Consider the following 16,514-nt stretch of genomic DNA (forward strand, 5'->3'; position numbering starts at 1 on the left):
TCGGCTTGCGACGCCTGGCACGCGCGCTCGCCGCGTTGTCGGAGTCGTCCATGTACGCCCAGTACGAGGACGATCCTCCGCCTTGCGAGCGCACGCACCAGACGCCGCAAGCTGATCGACCGCCCATTCTGTCAGGGGCTCTAAGCGAGCGCCCAGGCGACGTCCCTGAGCAGGGCGTGCCGCCAGCCCGCCCGGTCGTGATGCGATGCCGACCGCGAAACGCGCACGGTCGCACCGGCCTGTCCGGCCAGTGTCTCGGCCAGCTCGCAGTGGGGCAGCATCCGCGTCTCGTGTTCCCCCACGTCGAACGCGACCCGCAGACCGGACAGATCGGGCCGCTCCCGCAGGCGCGCGGCGATGGCGCCGCCGACCGGGCCGCCCAACGGGTCCGCCAGACCCGGGGCTTCGGGTGTCCACCAGAACGCCGCCGACTGGCAGGCGACGCGGGATACCAGGTCCGGGAACTCCAGTGCCGCGTACATCGCGCTCAGCCCGCCGAGGCTCTGCCCGGCGACCACCAGCCGGTCCCGGTCAGCGGGTATGCCGCTCTCCGCCACCAGCGGCAGCAGTTCGTCCCGGATCGCCTCCCACAACGCCGGGCTGCAGCCGAACTCGGCCTGCCTGTCCCTGGCCGGGAGGAAGACGAGGGTGACGGCGGGCATCTCACCACTGGCGACGGCCGAGTCGAACGCGGTCACGGCCGGATGCAGGTACAGCCAGTCGTCCCCGTCGAGCAGCAGGACCACCGGTCCCCCGCCGCCCGCCGGGTGGACTCGCACGGTGCGCCGCCCGCCGAGCCGTTCGCTGGTCCAGCGGAGCCGGGTTCGCGGGACCGGCAGTACGACATCGGTGCCGGCGCCGCTGTCGGGCCAGTGCGGCTGGGCCGGGGTGTCGGGGGTCGCGGCGATGGACCGGTCACCGCCCGCACCGGCCGGGTTGAGCGGGTCGGCGTGCGCTTCCCCGCGCGCCAGGAACTGGTAGGTCACCCGCAGCCGCGCGGGCATGCGCACCTGGGCATACCAGCAGTCCGTATCGCCCCATCGGTGCAGTGGCACCGGCTCCGACCAGCTCTCGAAGCCGATGCTCGCCGGAGACCCCCGCCACAGGAACAGGGTCACCCAACCGCCGTTGTCCGCAGGCACCGAGGCGGGTGTCCGCGCCGCCGCCCAGAACTTTTCGGTGCCCGGTTCGCCGGGCAGTCCGAACTCGGCGAAGGCGCTCTGCTCGGTCACCGGGCGCATACACGTCTCCTTGTGAGGGGGAGGGCGAAAGGCTAAGCTCGCCACTTAGTTAGGTGAGCCTAATCTAACCGCGACTGAGGAGGCACCGACACATGAGCACCAACCCTTTCGACAACCCCGAAGGCCGCTTCCTGGTCCTGGTGAACGACGAGGGACAGCACTCACTCTGGCCGTCCTTCGCCGACGTCCCCGGAGGCTGGACGATCGTCTTCGACGAGAACACCCGAGACGCATGCCTGGACTTCATCGACACCCGCTGGACGGACCTGCGCCCCCGCTCCCTCCGCGCGTCCACGGACGCCTGACCCTCCGTCGCCGGTCAGTGCGGAAGCTCAACCGCCAGGTGCGGTGTCAGCGCCCGGAGGAAGTCCGCCGCGTCGAACATCGCGCCGGCCGAGGCCACGCCCGTTGCCCGCGTGTGCCCGGCCAGGATTCGCTGGACGGCCTCCACGACCAGTGGCGCGGTGACCGCGTAGATGTCCTGGCCACGAGCCGTGGCGCGTCGCTCGACGCCACCCGCGCGGACCAGGGCGTCGACGACGAACGTCTGGTCCGACCGCCCCGAGGAGTCGACCGGCTCCGGCGTCGGCGTACCCTCCTCGGCCAAGTCCCTCGCGGCTTCGACGGCCATGTAGGTGCGGACTTCAGGCACGGCCAAGTGGCTGGGAACGGTGACGATATCGGCCATGGAGAACTCCGCGATCACCGCTCGCCGCCCCAGCGGCTCGGGGAAGAGCCAGTCCTGCTCTGAGACCTTGTCGTCGTGGTATTGCAGCGCGCCGCCCGCGAACCGCACCCGACGGCCCGCGCGACGCTGATGGGACACCTGACCGGCCACCCGGGTGCCCGCCGTCGGATGCCAGCTGCTCAACCCGTACGCGACATGCGCTGTGTCCGCAGCAGTCCATTCGCCCATCGCCGCGGTCACCAACAGGTCGCCGAGCCCACCGTAGAACGCCATCGCCGGCACCACGGGTGTGTCCGACTTCCGCGCTGCCTCCGCATGGTCGGCGAACATCGAAGCGTTCGCCTCGATCTCTGCCGCGACATCGACGTACGGGATCCCCGCGCGCAACGCCGCCTCGACGACCGGGCTTCCCGTCACCGCGAACGGGCCGGCACAGTTGATGACAGCCGCTGCGCCCGCCAGGGCGCGGTCCAGCGAGCTCGCGTCGTCCACGGTGGCCGGGCGCACGACCACATCTCCCCACTCGGCGGCCAGCACCTCCAGCTGAGCCGCGTCACGGCCGGAGATCACAGCGGTGAAGCCACGTCTGCGCAGTTCGGCGACGATGAAGCGACCGGTGTGCCCTGTCGCCCCGTAGACCACTACTGCGGCCGGTGTACCCATGATTCCCCCATCTCGATGTGCTGATGAGTCCAGCCTCGCCGCAGACGGGCCCTGACCGTGAGAGTCTGGAACGACATCACACGTACACTTTCGGACATGCCCACTGTCGCGCTGCTGACCGCCGGCCACCCGCTGCACTTCGAACTGGCCGTGGCCTGCGAGATCTTCGGCAATCCCCCGCGTGAGGCCACGGAGGGCTGGTACGACGTACTGCTCTGCGGGCCCGGACCAGTGCAGGTCGGCCCGTTCACGGTCGAGCCCGAGCACGGCCTCGAGCGCTTGGCCGGCGCCGACACCGTGATCGTGCCCGCGTGCGCGGACATCGACGAGCCACCGCAGACGGAGCTGATCGAAGCCGTGCGTGCGGCCCACGAGTCGGGGGCCCGGGTTGCCTCCCTCTGCACCGGAGCATTCCTGCTCGGCGCCGCGGGCCTGCTGGACGGCCGGCGGGCCACCACCCACTGGGCTCACGCCGCGGCGTTGAGTGCCCGCCATCCGCAGGCCGTGGTGGACCCGGAAGTGCTGTACACGGACAACGGCAGCGTGCTCACGGCCGCGGGCAAGGCCGCGGCCGTGGACCTCTGCCTCCACCTGATCCACCTGGACCACGGCGCCACCATCGCCAACTCCGTCGCCCGCCGCCTCGTCATGCCGCCACATCGGCCCGGCGGCCAGGCCCAGTTCGTGGCCACGCCGATGCAGGTCACGGGCGACCACGCGCTGACCGGTCTGCTCACCTGGGTCCAGCAACGCCTGGACCAGCCGCTGACAGTGACCGACATGGCGCGCAAGGTGAACACCAGTCCGCGCCATCTCGGACGGCAGTTCCAGTCAGTCATCGGGCAGACGCCGATCCAGTGGCTCCTGACCCAGCGCGTACGTCGCGCCCAGGAGCTGCTGGAAGCCACCGACGAGAGCATCGAGGCGGTTGCCCGCGCTACCGGCATGGGCACCGCCACGACACTTCGGCGCCAGTTCAAACGGATCGTAGGGGTCCCACCCGACAGCTACCGGCGCGCGTTCCGCAGCGCGAAGCCCGCCTGACCGGTACGGGTGGCAGCTCCCCGCCCGAATTCACCGTAGGGGCGGGCCCGTCGCCCCCGTGGGGAGTTCCTGGACGCCCAGTACCCGCAGCAGCTCAAGCCGCTCGCGCGCCTCGGCGTCCGCCGGGCTCAGCACCAGCAGCTGCTGACCCTGGTCAGGGGTGACCCAGAGTCTCGCAGGCCATCAGCAGGCGGCCCACCCGCGAGTACTGGACGGTCTTGCGGTCGGCGCGCCGGACCGCCACCTCGTACTCGCCCCAGAGCCGGCGGGTTCGGCGCTCCTCCCGCGGTCCCGCACTGGAGCCCCTCCCGAGCCCCGCGAGCATCCTGCCGCACCGGGCACCGACCGCCCGGCTCCGGATCGCAGACACGAGGGTGACGCTGCTGGGCCCGTACGTGCCCTCACGAGGCCCGCGCGAACGCCGCAACGAGGGCAAGCACGCCTTCCAAGCCGCCGTCACCACAGCCCTCCTCGGCCTGGCCACCGATGCGGACGGCCCGGTGATCGTCGCGGGCGACCTGACATCGTCGTGGGGGCGTCCGCCAGAACCTGAGCAGCCGCAGTAGACACACCAGGCCCACACTGACACACACAGCGACTCTTGCCTCCATGAGCTTGCATTGACACACTGTGCCATTCAAGTCATGGTGAGCCTATGAACACCGCCGCCTCGCAGACACGCCCTCGATGGTCCGCTGCCGAGATCCCCGACCAGACCGGTCGCACCGCCCTCATCACCGGCGCGAACAGCGGCCTCGGCCTGGAGACCACGCGTCAGCTGGCCCGTCGTGGTGCGCACGTGATCATGGCCGTGCGCAATCAGCGCAAGGGCGAGGACGCCGCCAGAAGACTGCGCGACGAGATCCCCGGAGCCCGCCTCCAACTGCGCGCGCTCGACCTCGCCGACCTGGACTCGGTGCGGTCGCTCGCAGCGGACCTCAGGTCGGAGGGCGCTGTGATCGATGTGCTGGTGAACAACGCGGGAATCATGGGGGCGGTGCGGTCGCTGAGCCCGCAGGGGCACGAAAGCCAGTTCGCCACGAATCACCTCGGCCATTTCGCCCTCACCGGTCTGCTCCTGGACACTCTCCCGTCGGGACCGGATCCGCGCATCGTCACCGTCACCTCGTTCACGCACAGCCGTGGGCGTATCGACTTCGAAGACCTTTCGGGCGAACGGAAGTACTCACCGATGCGTGCCTACACACAGGCCAAACTCGCCAACGCTCTTTTCGGCCTGGAGCTGGACCGCAGGCTGCGTGCGAGGGGCTCGGCAATCCGCAGTGTTCTCGCCCACCCTGGCTACGCGAACACCCCCATGCAGCGCACCGGACCGAACGCCGTGGCCCGCTCCCTCACGGGACTCGCCGGCGCACTGACAGCCCAGCCCGCCGAAGTGGGCGCACTCAGCCTGCTCTACGCCGCCACCGCACAGGCCGCACAGGGCGGCGACCTCATCGGCCCTGACGGCCCGAGGGCGAAGAAGGGCCACCCGACCGCGCTCACCCCCGCCCCCTCGGCCACCGACCAAGCTGCTGCCCGTCGCCTGTGGGAGGTGTCGGAGGAGTTGACCAAAGTGCGCTTCCCCCGCTAGAGGTGCGCGTTGCCCGGAGTGTCGAGCAGTGTGAACGCCTCGTTGACCAGGGACTTCAGGGGCGGGGCTCCGCCACGGTCCACCCATGCGGCCAGTGCGACGTCGAAGGCGGCGAAGGCGGCCGCCGTCATGAGGGCGGGCCGCATGTCTGCTCGCGCGTCGGTGTCCATGCGGCGGGCCACCTCCTCGGTGAGGTCTGCCCGCCATTCGGCCTGCCGCTCCAGGTAGCGGCCATGGAGGGCAGGGGTGGAGAGCATGAGTTCGGCCAGGCGCAGCGGCGTCTGGGAGGGATCGCCGTAGGCGTCACCGAAGGCCGCGAGGGTGTGGCGCAGGGCGGCACCGGGGTCCTCGTCCGCCGGGCGCCCGGCGAGCTGGTGGCGCAGCTGCGGGCCCAGGTCGCCGAGGAACTGGACGATCACATCTTCCTTGGAATGGAAGTAGCGGGAGAACGTCCTGCGGGAGATACCGGCCTCGGTGACGATCTGTTCGACGGTGGTCGCTTCGAAGCCCTGGGAGGTCATCAGCCGCAGCGCCGCGGAGGTGAGCTCCGTACACACGACCTGCCGTTTCCGTTCGGCGATGGTGACGGGCAACGACCCCGGCGGTGAGCTGGTCATGAAAGCAACCCTAAGGCACGCCGGTCCTTGTGCGCGGCAAATTACGCAGCAGGCCGCAATTGACTCACCGTGCCACTCCTTCCGTGTTGAACTCCCCCGCGAGAACCGCCGGCCTGGACGGCTCCACGACCAGCCGGCGTGTTCCTTATGCTCGGAAACATGACTATTCAGCGGATGGACAACGTCGGCATCGTCGTCGACGACCTGGACGCGGCTGTCGCGTTCTTCACCGAGCTGGGCATGGAGCTGGACGGCAAGGGGCAGATCGAAGGCCGTTGGGCGGACCGCACCGTCGGACTCGACGGCGTCCGGAGCGACATCGCGATGATGCGGACCCCGGACGGCCACAGCAAGCTGGAGCTGGCCAAGTACCACACGCCCGCGGCGTCCGGCGCCGAGCCAAAGAACCCTCCGCCCAACACGCTGGGGCTGCATCGTGTCATGTTCGCCGTCGACGACATCGACGACACGGTTGCCCGCCTGCGCGCCCACGGCGCCGAGCTTCTCGGCGAGGTGGCGCAGTACGAGAGCGTCTTCCGGCTCTGCTACCTCCGCGGCCCCGCGGGCATCATCGTCGCCCTCGCCGAACAGATCGGCTGATGCGGTCTGCCGCGCGCCGCGGGCGCGTCACATGCGGTCGGCGATGTGGTTCAGGTAGTGGGCCAGTGTCGGGTGCTTGGCCGGTGTGAGGGCGCGGTCGTTCCAGGAGCCGACGCGCCCCTCGGGGTCCACGAAGTGCCCGGAGGTGTGCATCGTCTGGTCGTCGCGGGAGGTGACCGGTATCCAGGCCGGGTTCCAGGCACGCCCCCACTGCTTCACGTAGAGACCGTGGTTGAGGCGCAAGGTGAACATGTGATGGATCTGCTGCGCCTTGTCCAGGCTGATGAAGGCGTGGCCGTCCATGAAGTCCCACCGCATGCCCCGGTCGCGCACGTCGTACGCGCCCTCGTGGATACCCCACAGCGTCCGGAGTGCCTCCGGTATCCGCATGTCCTGGTCTTCTTCGAGCGCACGGACTGCGGCCGGCGGCGCCGGCGGGCGCAGTGGCGGATACGTGTCCGGATGCCGGGAGATTGCCTGCTGGATGCGGTTCCATGCCTGCTGTATCTTCTGCTCGCCTGCCATCACGCGTCCCCCTGGTCCTGGTTACGGTGCCTGCGGTGGAACGGCCGCCAGTCGTCCAGCTCTTCGTAGAGCCGACGGGCGGGATCGTCCCAGACGAGGGAGCCGTCCGAGATGCCCGGCACGTCCCCGCCCGTCGACTGGTCGGGCGCTTTGTGCAAGGCGTCCGCCTCCGACTTCAGGTAGTCGGCCAAGGTGGTGCCCATCGACACCGTCGGCATCTCCGCCTCCGCCCAGTGCCCGACGAAGCCGGTCTTCGTGTCGTGGAACATGCCGGAATACGGGTCGGTGGGGTCGTTGCACACGAACGGTATCCACGACCGCTCCCACCCCCGCTCCTCCCCGTTCTCCAGTGGATGGCAGCGGACTGACCCGTCGATGCTCAAGGGCGCGTAGCCGTCGAGGAAGTCGGGGAAGGTGAACAGGTAGGCGCCCTCGTTCACTCCCCACAGTGCCTTCAGGTCCGCATGTACGGGCGTGCCGATGCGCTGTTCGTACCACTCCAGCGCCTCCGGCGTCACCGGCGGGCGCAGGCGTGCGTAGGTGGCGGGGGCGTGGCGCTTCAGCCAGGAAGTGATGCGTTCCCACTGGTGGGTGACCCTTGCTGGTGAGTCCACTCTCTGTCCTCCCGTCGGCCGGCGTTGTGCTGGTGTACGGCGCTGGTCCTGCGGACTGCCGCACGCGGCGACGGTCGTCGTCGTGGAGGTGAGGGCTGCGAGTACAACACTGCGGCGGCGCACGCTTGTCGATGTCACCGGGCCGACCATATCGGGCAGGGGTTCGGCATCGCCCCTCACCACAACTCCTCCGGCACCGACACCGACGCCTTCTCAGGCCACCGGGCGTTGTTCATTGCTGCGGACCGGGTCACTGAACAATCCGTGCCGCGCTGAACTGGGCTTGCGGTGCCTGCGTTCGGCACCCGCGAAGACGGGTCACAGCACGGAGAGAGGTCGTTGGATGTTCAAGAGGCGGAGCGTCACCGTGGTGGCCGCCGGGCTGGTACTGGCCGTCAGCGGCTGCGGGGGCGGAGACGGGGACGGGGCAGACGGGAAGTCCGGCACGTCGGACAAGAAGTCGGCCAAGCCGCCGCCCAAGGAGCTGGTGGAGTGGGTGGGCGACATGTGCGAGTCGACGACCGCGCTCAAGACCGTCCGGGCGGACAGCACGGCGGCCCTGAAGAAGGTCCGCAAACCCGGCGAGACCGACCCGTCCCCCGAATTCCTCGCCTATGACCACGTCTTTGCAGCGCCACCGTCGGTGAAGGATGTGGAACGCGACCTCAAGAAGCTCGGCCGGTCGGGCGTTTCCGCGGCCGACCAGCTGCACGGGGCCTGGCTGCGGAAACTGAAGGACGTCAGGCCGGAGCTCGACAAGTTGTCCCCGTCCGCGGCCTTCGACGACCCCGAGGGCAGCGCGGCGGACGCCGACAAGCTCGTGCAGTCCCTCGCCCCGCCGAAGCCGGACCTGACGGCCCTGACCAAGAAGGACCGGCAGCTCGCGGCCGCACACAAGCGCGCGAAGCAGTGCGCCCCGGGCTGGAAGCCGCCCGGAAAGGCGGCCTCGCACGCGCCCGACCCGACCGGCCCGCTGCCCAAGGCAGCGGACGGCGGGAACAGCGGGGCCTGCGCCGACAGCAAGTGCGAGATCCTGGTGACCTCCTCGGTGAACATCACGGCGAAGGGGCTGAACCTGCTGGTCACCGTGGACGACGAGGGCGTCTCTCTGCAGACCGGTGATGGCGGCTTCATGCAGCTGGGCGGCAGGGGTTCGATCGAGTTCGCCGAGGGCGTCGGCGTGTTCGTCATCGCGCAGAACGAGGACGGTGCCGTGCTGCACTTCACTCCCTCTTGAGCGCCGTCCCGCACGCGCCGTACGCGCCGCACGCTGCGCACACGCCGCACCCCGCGTGCCTATCCCTCCTCGCACGACTCCCGGTAGCCGAGTTGCGGCAGGCTTTCCTCCCATTCGGCGCGGGTGAGGACGCCCTGGGTGCGGTCGCAGACGTAGTCCGTCGCACGCTCCGCCTCCAGGGTCCACACGCGGGCCGTCAGGTCGTAGCTGGCGGAGGTGAGGGTGCCGCCGTCCGGGCTGAACGCGACGGAGGTGACGGTCTCGAGGTGACCGGTGAGTGGCTGGCCGACGGGCTCGGCGCGGACCGGATCGGCCACGTCCCACAGGCGGACGGTGCTGTCTCCGCTGCCGGTGGCCAGCGTCCTGCCGTCCGGGGCGAAGGCGACGGACCTGACCGGCCCGCGGTGCTCGGCCAGCTCCTCCCCCACCCGCCGTACGCGGTCCGTCCGTTGTACGTCCCACAGCCGCGCCGTGCGGTCGTCGCTGCCGGTGGCCAGCGTCTTGCCGTCCGGGGCGAAGGCAACCGTGTTGACGGTCTGGTCGTGGCCGGTGAGGGCTTCACCGGCCGGCCGTGCCCGGGCTGGGTCGCGTACGTGCCACAGCCGCGCCGTGTTGTCCTCGCTGCCGGTGGCCAGCGTGCGGCCGTTGCGCGCGAAGGCCACGGAGGTGACGGTGTCCCGGTGGCCGCGCAGCGGTTCGCCCAGCTGCCGTACGCGTTCCGGCCGGCGTACGTCCCACAGCCGCACCGTGCCGTCGTCTCCACCGGTGGCCAGCGTGCGGCCGTCGGGGGCGAACGCGACGGTGAGGGCGCCGTCTTCGTGCGCGTCCAGCGGTGCGCCGAGCGGGGCGGGGCGTTCGGGCGCGGAGATGTCCCACAGCCGTACGGTGCCGTCCTCCGAACCGCTGGCCACCGTACGGCCGTCGGGGGCGAACGCGACGGCCAGCACCTCGGCCTCGTGGCCGGTGAGCGTCCGAGGTATGCGGCGCGGGCGGCCCGGCTCGTCCACGTCCCACAGGCGGATCAGCCCGTCGTCGGTACTGGCGGCGGCGAGCAGGCTGCCGTCGGGGCTGTAGGCGACGGCGGTCAGTGGGTTGGTGAAATCGGTGAGGACGGTCGGCGGCCGGTGCCAGAGGCGGACGCTGCGGTCGGCGCCGGTGCTGGCGAGGGTGCGGCCGTCGCGGCTGAAGGCCACCTCCCACACGGCCTCCGTGTGGCCGGTCAACGGCTCCCCGAGCTGTTGCGGGTATGCGGGGTTGGCCACGTTCCACAGGATCGGGGAGTCGTCTTCGCCCGCGGTCGCCAGGGTGCGGCCGTCCGGGCTGAAGGCCACCGACATGACGGACGCGGAGTGCTCGGTGAGCGGTTCACCCAGCGGCTTGAGGCGGGCCGGGTCGGAGGCGTCCCACAGTCGTACGGTCTCGTCGAAGCCGGCCGAGGCGAGGGTCTGGCCGTCCGGGGAGAAGGCCAGCGTCCAGACGGAGGCGGTGTGTTCGCGCCGCGGCTTGCCGAGCGGGGCGAGTCCGTCGTCCTCGCTGAACTGCCACATCCGCACGGTCCCGTCGTAGCCGGCCGTGGCCAGGGTTTCCCCGTCCGGGGCGAACACGACGGCCCGGACGCTGCCCTTTTCGGATTGGTCGGCCTCGGCGGGCTCGCCGAGCGGCGCGGGGCGGGACGGATCGCTCAGATCCCACAGCCGTAAGGTCCCGTCGTCGCCTGCGGTGGCCAGCGTCCGGCCTTCGGGTGCGAACGCGACGGAGACGACGTTCTCCTCCTCGTGGCTCACCAGCGGCCGGGCGACGGCGCGGGGCCGCTCCCGGTCGCGGACGTCCCACAGTTGGATGGCGCCGCCCTCCCCGGTGGCTGCCAGCAGGTCGCCGTCCTGCGGCGCGAAGGCGACCGCGCCGACGGGGCCCGTACGCAGGCGCAGCGGCTTCCCCAGCGGCCTCCCCATGCCCTCGGACGTGTCCCCCGGCCGCGCGGCGGTGTCCCACAGCCGGACCGTGCCGTCGTGGCCGCCGCTGGCGAGGGTACGGCCGTCGGGCGCGTACGCCACGGAGCTGCCCAGGCCGCGGTGCCCGGACAGCCGGGTGGCCAGTACCCGGCCCGCGTCCGAGGCCAGCCGCGTCCGCAAGTCCGGGGTGGAGCGCATGCGGTGCGCGGCGACGTCGAGCCGGGCGGCCAGTCCGGCGCGGGTCTCGCGGACTCCGTCGGCCTCGGCGGTGAGACGGCCGAAGACGGCATCGTCCCGTTCGGCGTGTGCGGTGGCGCGCGCCTGGAGGGCGACGACGGCGGTGCCGCTGGCCAGCATCACGAGCGCGGCGAGCACGGCCACGACGGTACGGCGCAGGCGCGCGGCACGGTGCCGGCGCCGGAGCGAGGCGCTGAGGAACTGCCTTTCCGGCGGGGTGAGTTCGTCTATGCGGCGCTCCTCACGTGTCTCCCGCTCCGCCTGTCCGCTGCCGTGCGGCTCGGCGGCGTTCGGCGGGAAGGCGTCGTGGGCGGCGTCCAGACGGGAACCGGCGTAGAGCGCGGCGTTCTCCCGGCCGAGTGCCTGCCAGGTGCGGGCCGCCTCGGAGAGCGAGCGGTGGACGCGGAGCCGGTCGCGTTCGGCGTCGATCCATTCGCGCAGGCGCGGCCAGGCGGTGATGAGTGCTTCGTGGGCGAGGTCGACGGTGCCGTCGTCGAAGGTGATGAGGCGGGCACGGACCAGGCGTTCCAGTACGACTCGGGTGTCGGCGGGCCCGCCGAAGTCGAGCTCCGCGTGCTCGGTGGGGCGGCGTGTGTCGGGTGTGCCGTCGCCGGGGGCGATGAGGCGGAGCAGGATGCGGCGGGCCAGCTCCGCCTGGGAGGCGGTGAGTTCCTCGTACACCTGCTCGGCCGTACGGACGACGGCGCCGTGCAGCCCGCCTGCGGCCTCGTACGCGGTCTCGGTCAGTGCGCGTCCGCTGCGGTGGCGCCACGTCTCCAGCAGGACGTGCGACATCATCGGCAGTCCGCCTGGTGCGCCCTCGACTTCGTCCAGGAGGCGGTCGGTCAGGGAGCGTTCGACGATGAGGCCGTCCACTGCTGCCGGGCGGACGATGGCCTCCCGCAGCTCCGCGCGGCTCATCGGTCCGGCGAGCAGCGTGGCGTCCTGCAGCACGGCCGTCAGGCCCGGGTGTTCGGCGCAGCGTCCGAGAAAATCGGCCCGCACCGCGATGACGACGCGCAGACGGCTGTCGGCTTCGGTCGCGGCGACGAGGCGGTCGATGAAGGTGTCCCGCTCGGCCGGGTCGGCTCCGAGGGTGTAGAGCTCCTCGAACTGGTCGACGATGAGCCAGGTGTCGGCGTCGGTGCCGGATACGGGCATGAGCCGGTCCGCGTGGGTGTGCAGCGGGTCCGCGCCGGGCGTGAGGATCCGTACGGCTGCGGGGGTGGCGCCGCGGTCCCCGTGGCCTTCGCCGTGGGGCGAGTTGCGCAGGCGCGGGATCAGACCGGCCCGCAGCAGCGAGGACTTGCCACTGCCGGAAGGGCCGAAGACGGCGGTGAAGCGGTGCTTGCGGTTCAGCTCGCTCAGCCGCTCCACGAGCGGGTCGCGGCCGAAGAAGAGTTCGGCGTCGCCCGGTTCGAAGCGGGTCAGGCCGCGGTAAGGCGGCCGGAAGGTCTCGTCGTCGGCGGTCTCGGCTGCCAGTTCGGCCGACGCCTCGCGCCAGCGCCGCTCCCACTGGTTCACGTCGCCGCCGCACGCCTTCACATAGGCGAGCGTCACCGGCCGGGTGGGCAGCTGTTTCCCGGCAGCCGCCTGCGACAGGGCGGTCACGCCGTACCCCGCCTGCTGAGCCATCGCCCGGTACGTGGGTCTCCCCGCGGACTCCCGCAGTGCGCGCAGTTCGGCGGCGAACCTCGGCACTGGTCCGGCCTCCGGATCCAGTTCGCCCTCGTTCCGCCCCGGTCCTGGTTGTTCCGACACGTGCCCGCCCTATCCTCGTTCACTTAAGTCGTCACCAGGCATCACACAGCGCGTCCGCTGGGGCGCCCACGGTAGGGAGTCCCGCGGACGGCCGCAACCGAGGGTGGGCCGTATCGGCAGGTGGGGCAGCGCCGTTCACCCGATCTTCACGATTCCTCCTGCCGAGTCCGCACGCTCAATCGGGCGCGTTCCCGTTGTTCAGTACCGGGAGAGGGCCTGCTGAACAACGGCGTACGGCGGTCGAATAGCCGTGGGACATGGCCAGGACGGGTCATGGCGCGGTCCGAACCCGCCACTGGGGGGAGGGTTCGGGCCGCCATCCCGCATCCGCACACGCGCGACAGACTGAAGGGGAGTCATGTACGGACGACTTCGCGCCCGGCACCTCGCCGATCCGCCCGGCACGGCCGCTCCGACCGGGATACCGCGCATGCCCGGCGCCCTCGTCCTCGTGCTCGTGCTCGTCACCGTGCACGCGCTGGGCACGGCCGTCGGCGGCTGGGCGGTCCTCGACGAGAACCACAGCAAGCAGGACCACGGGCAGGATCTCCTCATGCCGATGGGCATTGCCTGGTTCGTGGCGCTGTGCTGCTGGGGGCTGGCAGCGCTCCAGGTCGTCTGCGTCGTGCTGGCCCGGAGGCGCCGCCACTGGGTCCGTGTGGTGCTCGCCGCGTGGCTGATCTTCGTGACGCTCTCGATGGTCCTCGGCCTCACCGGCTCGCTTGCCGCCGGGACGCCCAGCCCCGCGGTGCTCGTGATCCTCGGCATCGATGTGGCCGCCCTGTGGGTGGTGCTCGGCGAGACCGCCCGCCACTGGTTCTCCGTACGCAGCCCGGCACCCATTTCACCTCAGGGGTGATCACCCATGGACTACCCGATCCACGAACACGACCCGTACCAGCCGCCCGGCGAGCCGCCGGAGCCTCCCGAGCCGCACGGGGACCCGGGCCTGCCCGACCCGCCCCCGTCCGACCCGCTGGCGGCGGCCCTCGGCAACGCCTCACTGCTCGGCATCGGCTATCTGCTGCTGGGCCAGTGGCGGCTGGCCGCGCTCGCCGCGCTCTGCACGGGCATGCTCCTCAGCTTCAGCGCCTCGGACGCCACTGCCTGGTGGGAGGTCGTGCTGCTCCTGTGGTGGGTGTCCGGCATCGCCGCCGGCTGGTTCCTGGCACGCGGGCGCGCGGAGCATGCCGTACGGCGCGGGCAGCGGGCGGGCGCGCTCGCCGTCACGGTCGCGGTGCTGCTGGCCGCCGCGCTGCTGCGTGTCGACGCGTACGGGATCGAGGACCGGGTGAACGAGGCCCGCGAGGGCGGCGACTGCGAGACGGCCGTGGCCGCGCAGGACGAGGTGTGGTTCGGCCACCGTCTGGCGGGCGCACCGGTGGTCGCGCCGGGCGACGCGGTGGTGGAGGCGTGCCACCGGCTGGAGCGGGCCGCGGCCAGGCTGACCGCCGGACGGAGCGGGAGCGCCGACGACCTGAGGCAGGGCTTCGGCATCCTCGCCGGCGTGCTGGAGAAACCCGGCAACGAGAAGACCGTCGAGACGGTCCTGGACGGCTTCCTCGACGGCCTGCCCACCGAGGACTCCTGCAAGACCGCCGAGATCACCGACTGGCTCCGCGACCGCAAGCCCACCCGCGACGTACTGGACCAGTCCGCCGACACCGCGACCCGTACGGAACCCGCAGCGCTGATGGGATGCGGCGACGAGCTGATGGACGAGGACTCCTGGAAGAAGGCGCGAACGCACTACCAGCACCTGCTCGACGAGCACCCGGACGACGCGCGCACCGGCGAGGCACGGAGCGGTGTGAAGAAGGCGACCTTGGCCATCGAGCTGGACAACGTACGCGGTCTTGTCGACTCCGCTGTCGACGCGTCGTCCGGCTACTGCGACGCGCCCGCCCAGTACAGCGGCGCCCCGAAGTACCGCAAGGGGGAGAACCGCGCACTGTTCCTCGGCGACAGCGAGTACACCGGCAAGCTCCCCGGCGACTGGCGTACCGAGGACCCGGCCAAGGCGGCGCTCGTGGTCTGCGCGGACACGGCGAAGAACGGAGCCGCCGTCGAGACGTGCGACTACGAGAACGACCGGTCCGAGTTCCTCCCCCACCAAGTGACCTTCTACAAGGTCAAGATCCCGCTGAAGGTCTACGAGCTGCGCACCGGAAAGCGCCTCGACCCGCGCGAGGTGCAGATCAGCGGCGGAAGCTGCCCGAGCGTCCTGCGCTACGAGTACTACGGCACGGCGGACCTGGGGCCGGGCGACCAGTTCGTCTCCACCGCCAAGTCCGGCGTCCGGGACGCCTTCCGGTCCGTCATCACACGGTGACGGCGGCCTGAGGCCCCGGCCCCGCGCCCGGCCGGCCCCCGGCCCCCGGCCCCCGGCTGTGACGCCTGCACGTCACAGCCGGGGGCCGGGGGCGCGTGCGGGTGCCTGCGTGCACCGCACACGGACGGCCCTCACCGAGCGGCCTTGAATTGAGGATTTCGGTAGAGTGAGCCACTGGTCTCCGCGAGCGGAAGCGGGTGAGCATGACGGTGGTGCGAGGGCCCGGCATTCTGACGGCGGGGGCAGGCGAGGCTCTCCCCGCGCGTGCTGTGGAGCACGCATGATGCCGACGCCGTCGACCGCGACCGAAAGCGCTCCGGAACCTCTCGTCTCGCCGGTCAGTTCGCACAACGAATGGGATCCACTGGAAGAGGTGGTCGTCGGGCGTCTCGACGGCGCGACGATTCCTTCCAGCCATCCGGCCGTGACGTGCAATGTCCCGCCGTGGGCGGCGCGATTGCAGGGGATTGCCGCCGGCTTCAGATATCCGCGCATGTTGATCGAGCCCGCACAGCAGGAACTCGATCAGTTCATCACTCTCCTGGAGTCTCTCGGCATCACGGTCACGCGCCCCGAAGCAGTCGACCACAAGCGACGTTTCCGCACCCCGGACTGGTCGTCGCGCGGATTCGGCAACACCTGCCCGCGGGACAGCATGCTCGTGGTCGGTGACGAGATCATCGAGACGCCGATGGCCTGGCCGTGCCGGTATTTCGAGACCCACTCCTATCGCGCGCTCCTCAAGGACTACTTCCGACGTGGCGCGCGCTGGACGTCGGCGCCGAAGCCGCAGCTCACGGACGCGCTGTTCAAGGCGAATTTCCGTCCCCCAAAAGCCGGCGAAGCCATGCGCTACATCCTCACCGAGTTCGAGCCCGTGTTCGATGCGGCGGATTTCGTGCGCGCGGGCCGGGATCTGTTCGTCACGCGGAGCAACGTCACGAACCAGATGGGCATCGAGTGGTTGCGCCGGCATCTCGGACCGGGCTATCGCATTCACGAGATCGAGAGCCGCTGCCGGACGCCCATGCACATCGACACGACGTTCCTCGTGCTCTCGCCCGGCAAGGTGCTGGTGAATCCCGAATACATCGACGTCGACCGCCTGCCCGACGTGCTGAATTCATGGGACGTCCTGATCGCCCCCGAGCCCGATCCGATCAATGAGCGTCTACTGAAGATCACCTCGATGTGCGGCAGGTGGCTCAGCCTGAACATCCTCATGATCGACGGCAAACGGGTGATCGCGGAACGGCACCACACCGCCATGCTGCGCGCGCTCGAAAAGTGGGGTTTCGAGCCGATCCCCTGCGACCTGCTGCACTACGCCCCCTTCGCCGGTTCCTTCCACTGCGCAACCCTCGATATCCGCCGCCGCGGCACCCTCGAATCGTATTTCCCCTGACCGG

General features: G+C 70.8%; 16 protein-coding genes. 9 read left to right on the forward strand and 7 right to left on the reverse strand.

Annotated elements, in window-relative coordinates:
• Positions 1 to 140: 140 nt before the first annotated feature.
• Positions 141 to 1,241 (reverse strand): alpha/beta hydrolase-fold protein, encoded by a 1,101-nt coding sequence (locus tag LHJ74_RS02370; RefSeq protein WP_260215718.1) that lies wholly within the window; start codon positions 1,239 to 1,241, stop codon positions 141 to 143.
• A gap of 92 nt (positions 1,242 to 1,333) precedes the next feature.
• Between LHJ74_RS02370 and LHJ74_RS02375 the strand changes: the two genes are divergently transcribed.
• On the forward strand, positions 1,334 to 1,546 hold the full coding sequence (locus LHJ74_RS02375) for an MbtH family protein (protein WP_260215720.1): 213 nt from the start codon (positions 1,334 to 1,336) through the stop codon (positions 1,544 to 1,546).
• Positions 1,547 to 1,560: 14 nt separating this feature from the next.
• On the opposite strand, the gene LHJ74_RS02380 is transcribed toward LHJ74_RS02375, so the two are convergent.
• Positions 1,561 to 2,592: a saccharopine dehydrogenase family protein gene (locus LHJ74_RS02380; protein WP_260215721.1), complete on the reverse strand. Its 1,032-nt coding sequence runs from the start codon at positions 2,590 to 2,592 to the stop codon at positions 1,561 to 1,563.
• 96 nt (positions 2,593 to 2,688) lie between these two features.
• Here LHJ74_RS02380 and LHJ74_RS02385 point away from each other — a divergent pair, with 96 nt between their 5' ends.
• On the forward strand, positions 2,689 to 3,636 hold the full coding sequence (locus LHJ74_RS02385) for a helix-turn-helix domain-containing protein (protein ID WP_260215723.1): 948 nt from the start codon (positions 2,689 to 2,691) through the stop codon (positions 3,634 to 3,636).
• Between the two features lie 154 nt (positions 3,637 to 3,790).
• Here LHJ74_RS02385 and LHJ74_RS34320 read toward each other — a convergent pair whose 3' ends face one another.
• Complete coding sequence (locus LHJ74_RS34320) at positions 3,791 to 4,006, reverse strand: hypothetical protein (protein WP_375546639.1); 216 nt, start codon at positions 4,004 to 4,006, stop codon at positions 3,791 to 3,793.
• A 25-nt stretch (positions 4,007 to 4,031) separates the two neighbouring features.
• On the opposite strand from LHJ74_RS34320, the gene LHJ74_RS02395 reads away from it, so the two are divergent.
• Entirely contained in the window at positions 4,032 to 4,202 is a 171-nt protein-coding gene (locus LHJ74_RS02395; protein WP_260215972.1) for a hypothetical protein, read from the forward strand.
• An 89-nt stretch (positions 4,203 to 4,291) separates the two neighbouring features.
• The gene (locus LHJ74_RS02400; protein ID WP_260215724.1) at positions 4,292 to 5,230 is read left to right on the forward strand and encodes an oxidoreductase; all 939 of its coding nucleotides are present in this window, start codon (positions 4,292 to 4,294) and stop codon (positions 5,228 to 5,230) included.
• Here LHJ74_RS02400 and LHJ74_RS02405 read toward each other — a convergent pair.
• On the reverse strand, positions 5,227 to 5,847 hold the full coding sequence (locus tag LHJ74_RS02405) for an acyl-CoA-like ligand-binding transcription factor (protein ID WP_260215725.1): 621 nt from the start codon (positions 5,845 to 5,847) through the stop codon (positions 5,227 to 5,229). The genes LHJ74_RS02400 and LHJ74_RS02405 overlap by 4 nt on opposite strands.
• Before the next feature lie 159 nt (positions 5,848 to 6,006).
• On the opposite strand from LHJ74_RS02405, the gene LHJ74_RS02410 reads away from it, so the two are divergent.
• Positions 6,007 to 6,447 carry a VOC family protein gene (locus tag LHJ74_RS02410; protein WP_260215726.1) on the forward strand — a complete coding sequence of 147 codons (441 nt, stop codon included), beginning with the start codon at positions 6,007 to 6,009 and terminating at the stop codon, positions 6,445 to 6,447.
• A 27-nt stretch (positions 6,448 to 6,474) separates the two neighbouring features.
• Here LHJ74_RS02410 and LHJ74_RS02415 read toward each other — a convergent pair whose 3' ends face one another.
• Together LHJ74_RS02415 and LHJ74_RS02420 are read right to left on the reverse strand one after the other, a co-directional pair.
• Entirely contained in the window at positions 6,475 to 6,972 is a 498-nt protein-coding gene (locus LHJ74_RS02415) for an SMI1/KNR4 family protein (RefSeq protein WP_260215727.1), read from the reverse strand.
• The gene (locus LHJ74_RS02420; RefSeq protein ID WP_260215728.1) at positions 6,972 to 7,586 is read right to left on the reverse strand and encodes an SMI1/KNR4 family protein; all 615 of its coding nucleotides are present in this window, start codon (positions 7,584 to 7,586) and stop codon (positions 6,972 to 6,974) included. Before LHJ74_RS02420 ends, LHJ74_RS02415 begins: the two co-directional genes overlap by 1 nt.
• 343 nt (positions 7,587 to 7,929) lie before the next feature.
• Between LHJ74_RS02420 and LHJ74_RS02425 the strand changes: the two genes are divergently transcribed.
• Positions 7,930 to 8,823, forward strand: a complete 894-nt coding sequence (locus tag LHJ74_RS02425) for a hypothetical protein (RefSeq protein ID WP_260215729.1) — start codon at positions 7,930 to 7,932, stop codon at positions 8,821 to 8,823.
• A gap of 59 nt (positions 8,824 to 8,882) precedes the next feature.
• On the opposite strand, the gene LHJ74_RS02430 is transcribed toward LHJ74_RS02425, so the two are convergent.
• Complete coding sequence (locus tag LHJ74_RS02430; protein WP_260215730.1) at positions 8,883 to 12,773, reverse strand: nSTAND1 domain-containing NTPase; 3,891 nt, start codon at positions 12,771 to 12,773, stop codon at positions 8,883 to 8,885.
• A gap of 358 nt (positions 12,774 to 13,131) precedes the next feature.
• Between LHJ74_RS02430 and LHJ74_RS02435 the strand changes: the two genes are divergently transcribed.
• The 3 genes from LHJ74_RS02435 (at position 13,132) to LHJ74_RS02445 (ending at position 16,510) form a co-directional block, all read left to right on the forward strand.
• A complete protein-coding gene (locus LHJ74_RS02435; protein WP_260215732.1) occupies positions 13,132 to 13,632 on the forward strand; it encodes a hypothetical protein in 501 nt (166 codons plus the stop codon).
• 6 nt (positions 13,633 to 13,638) lie between these two features.
• Entirely contained in the window at positions 13,639 to 15,105 is a 1,467-nt protein-coding gene (locus tag LHJ74_RS02440) for a hypothetical protein (RefSeq protein ID WP_260215733.1), read from the forward strand.
• Positions 15,106 to 15,385: 280 nt separating this feature from the next.
• Positions 15,386 to 16,510: an amidinotransferase gene (locus LHJ74_RS02445; RefSeq protein ID WP_260215734.1), complete on the forward strand. Its 1,125-nt coding sequence runs from the start codon at positions 15,386 to 15,388 to the stop codon at positions 16,508 to 16,510.
• Positions 16,511 to 16,514: the final 4 nt, after the last annotated feature.

The organism is Streptomyces gossypii (genome assembly GCF_025165795.1).
Lineage (GTDB): Bacteria > Actinomycetota > Actinomycetes > Streptomycetales > Streptomycetaceae > Streptomyces > Streptomyces gossypii.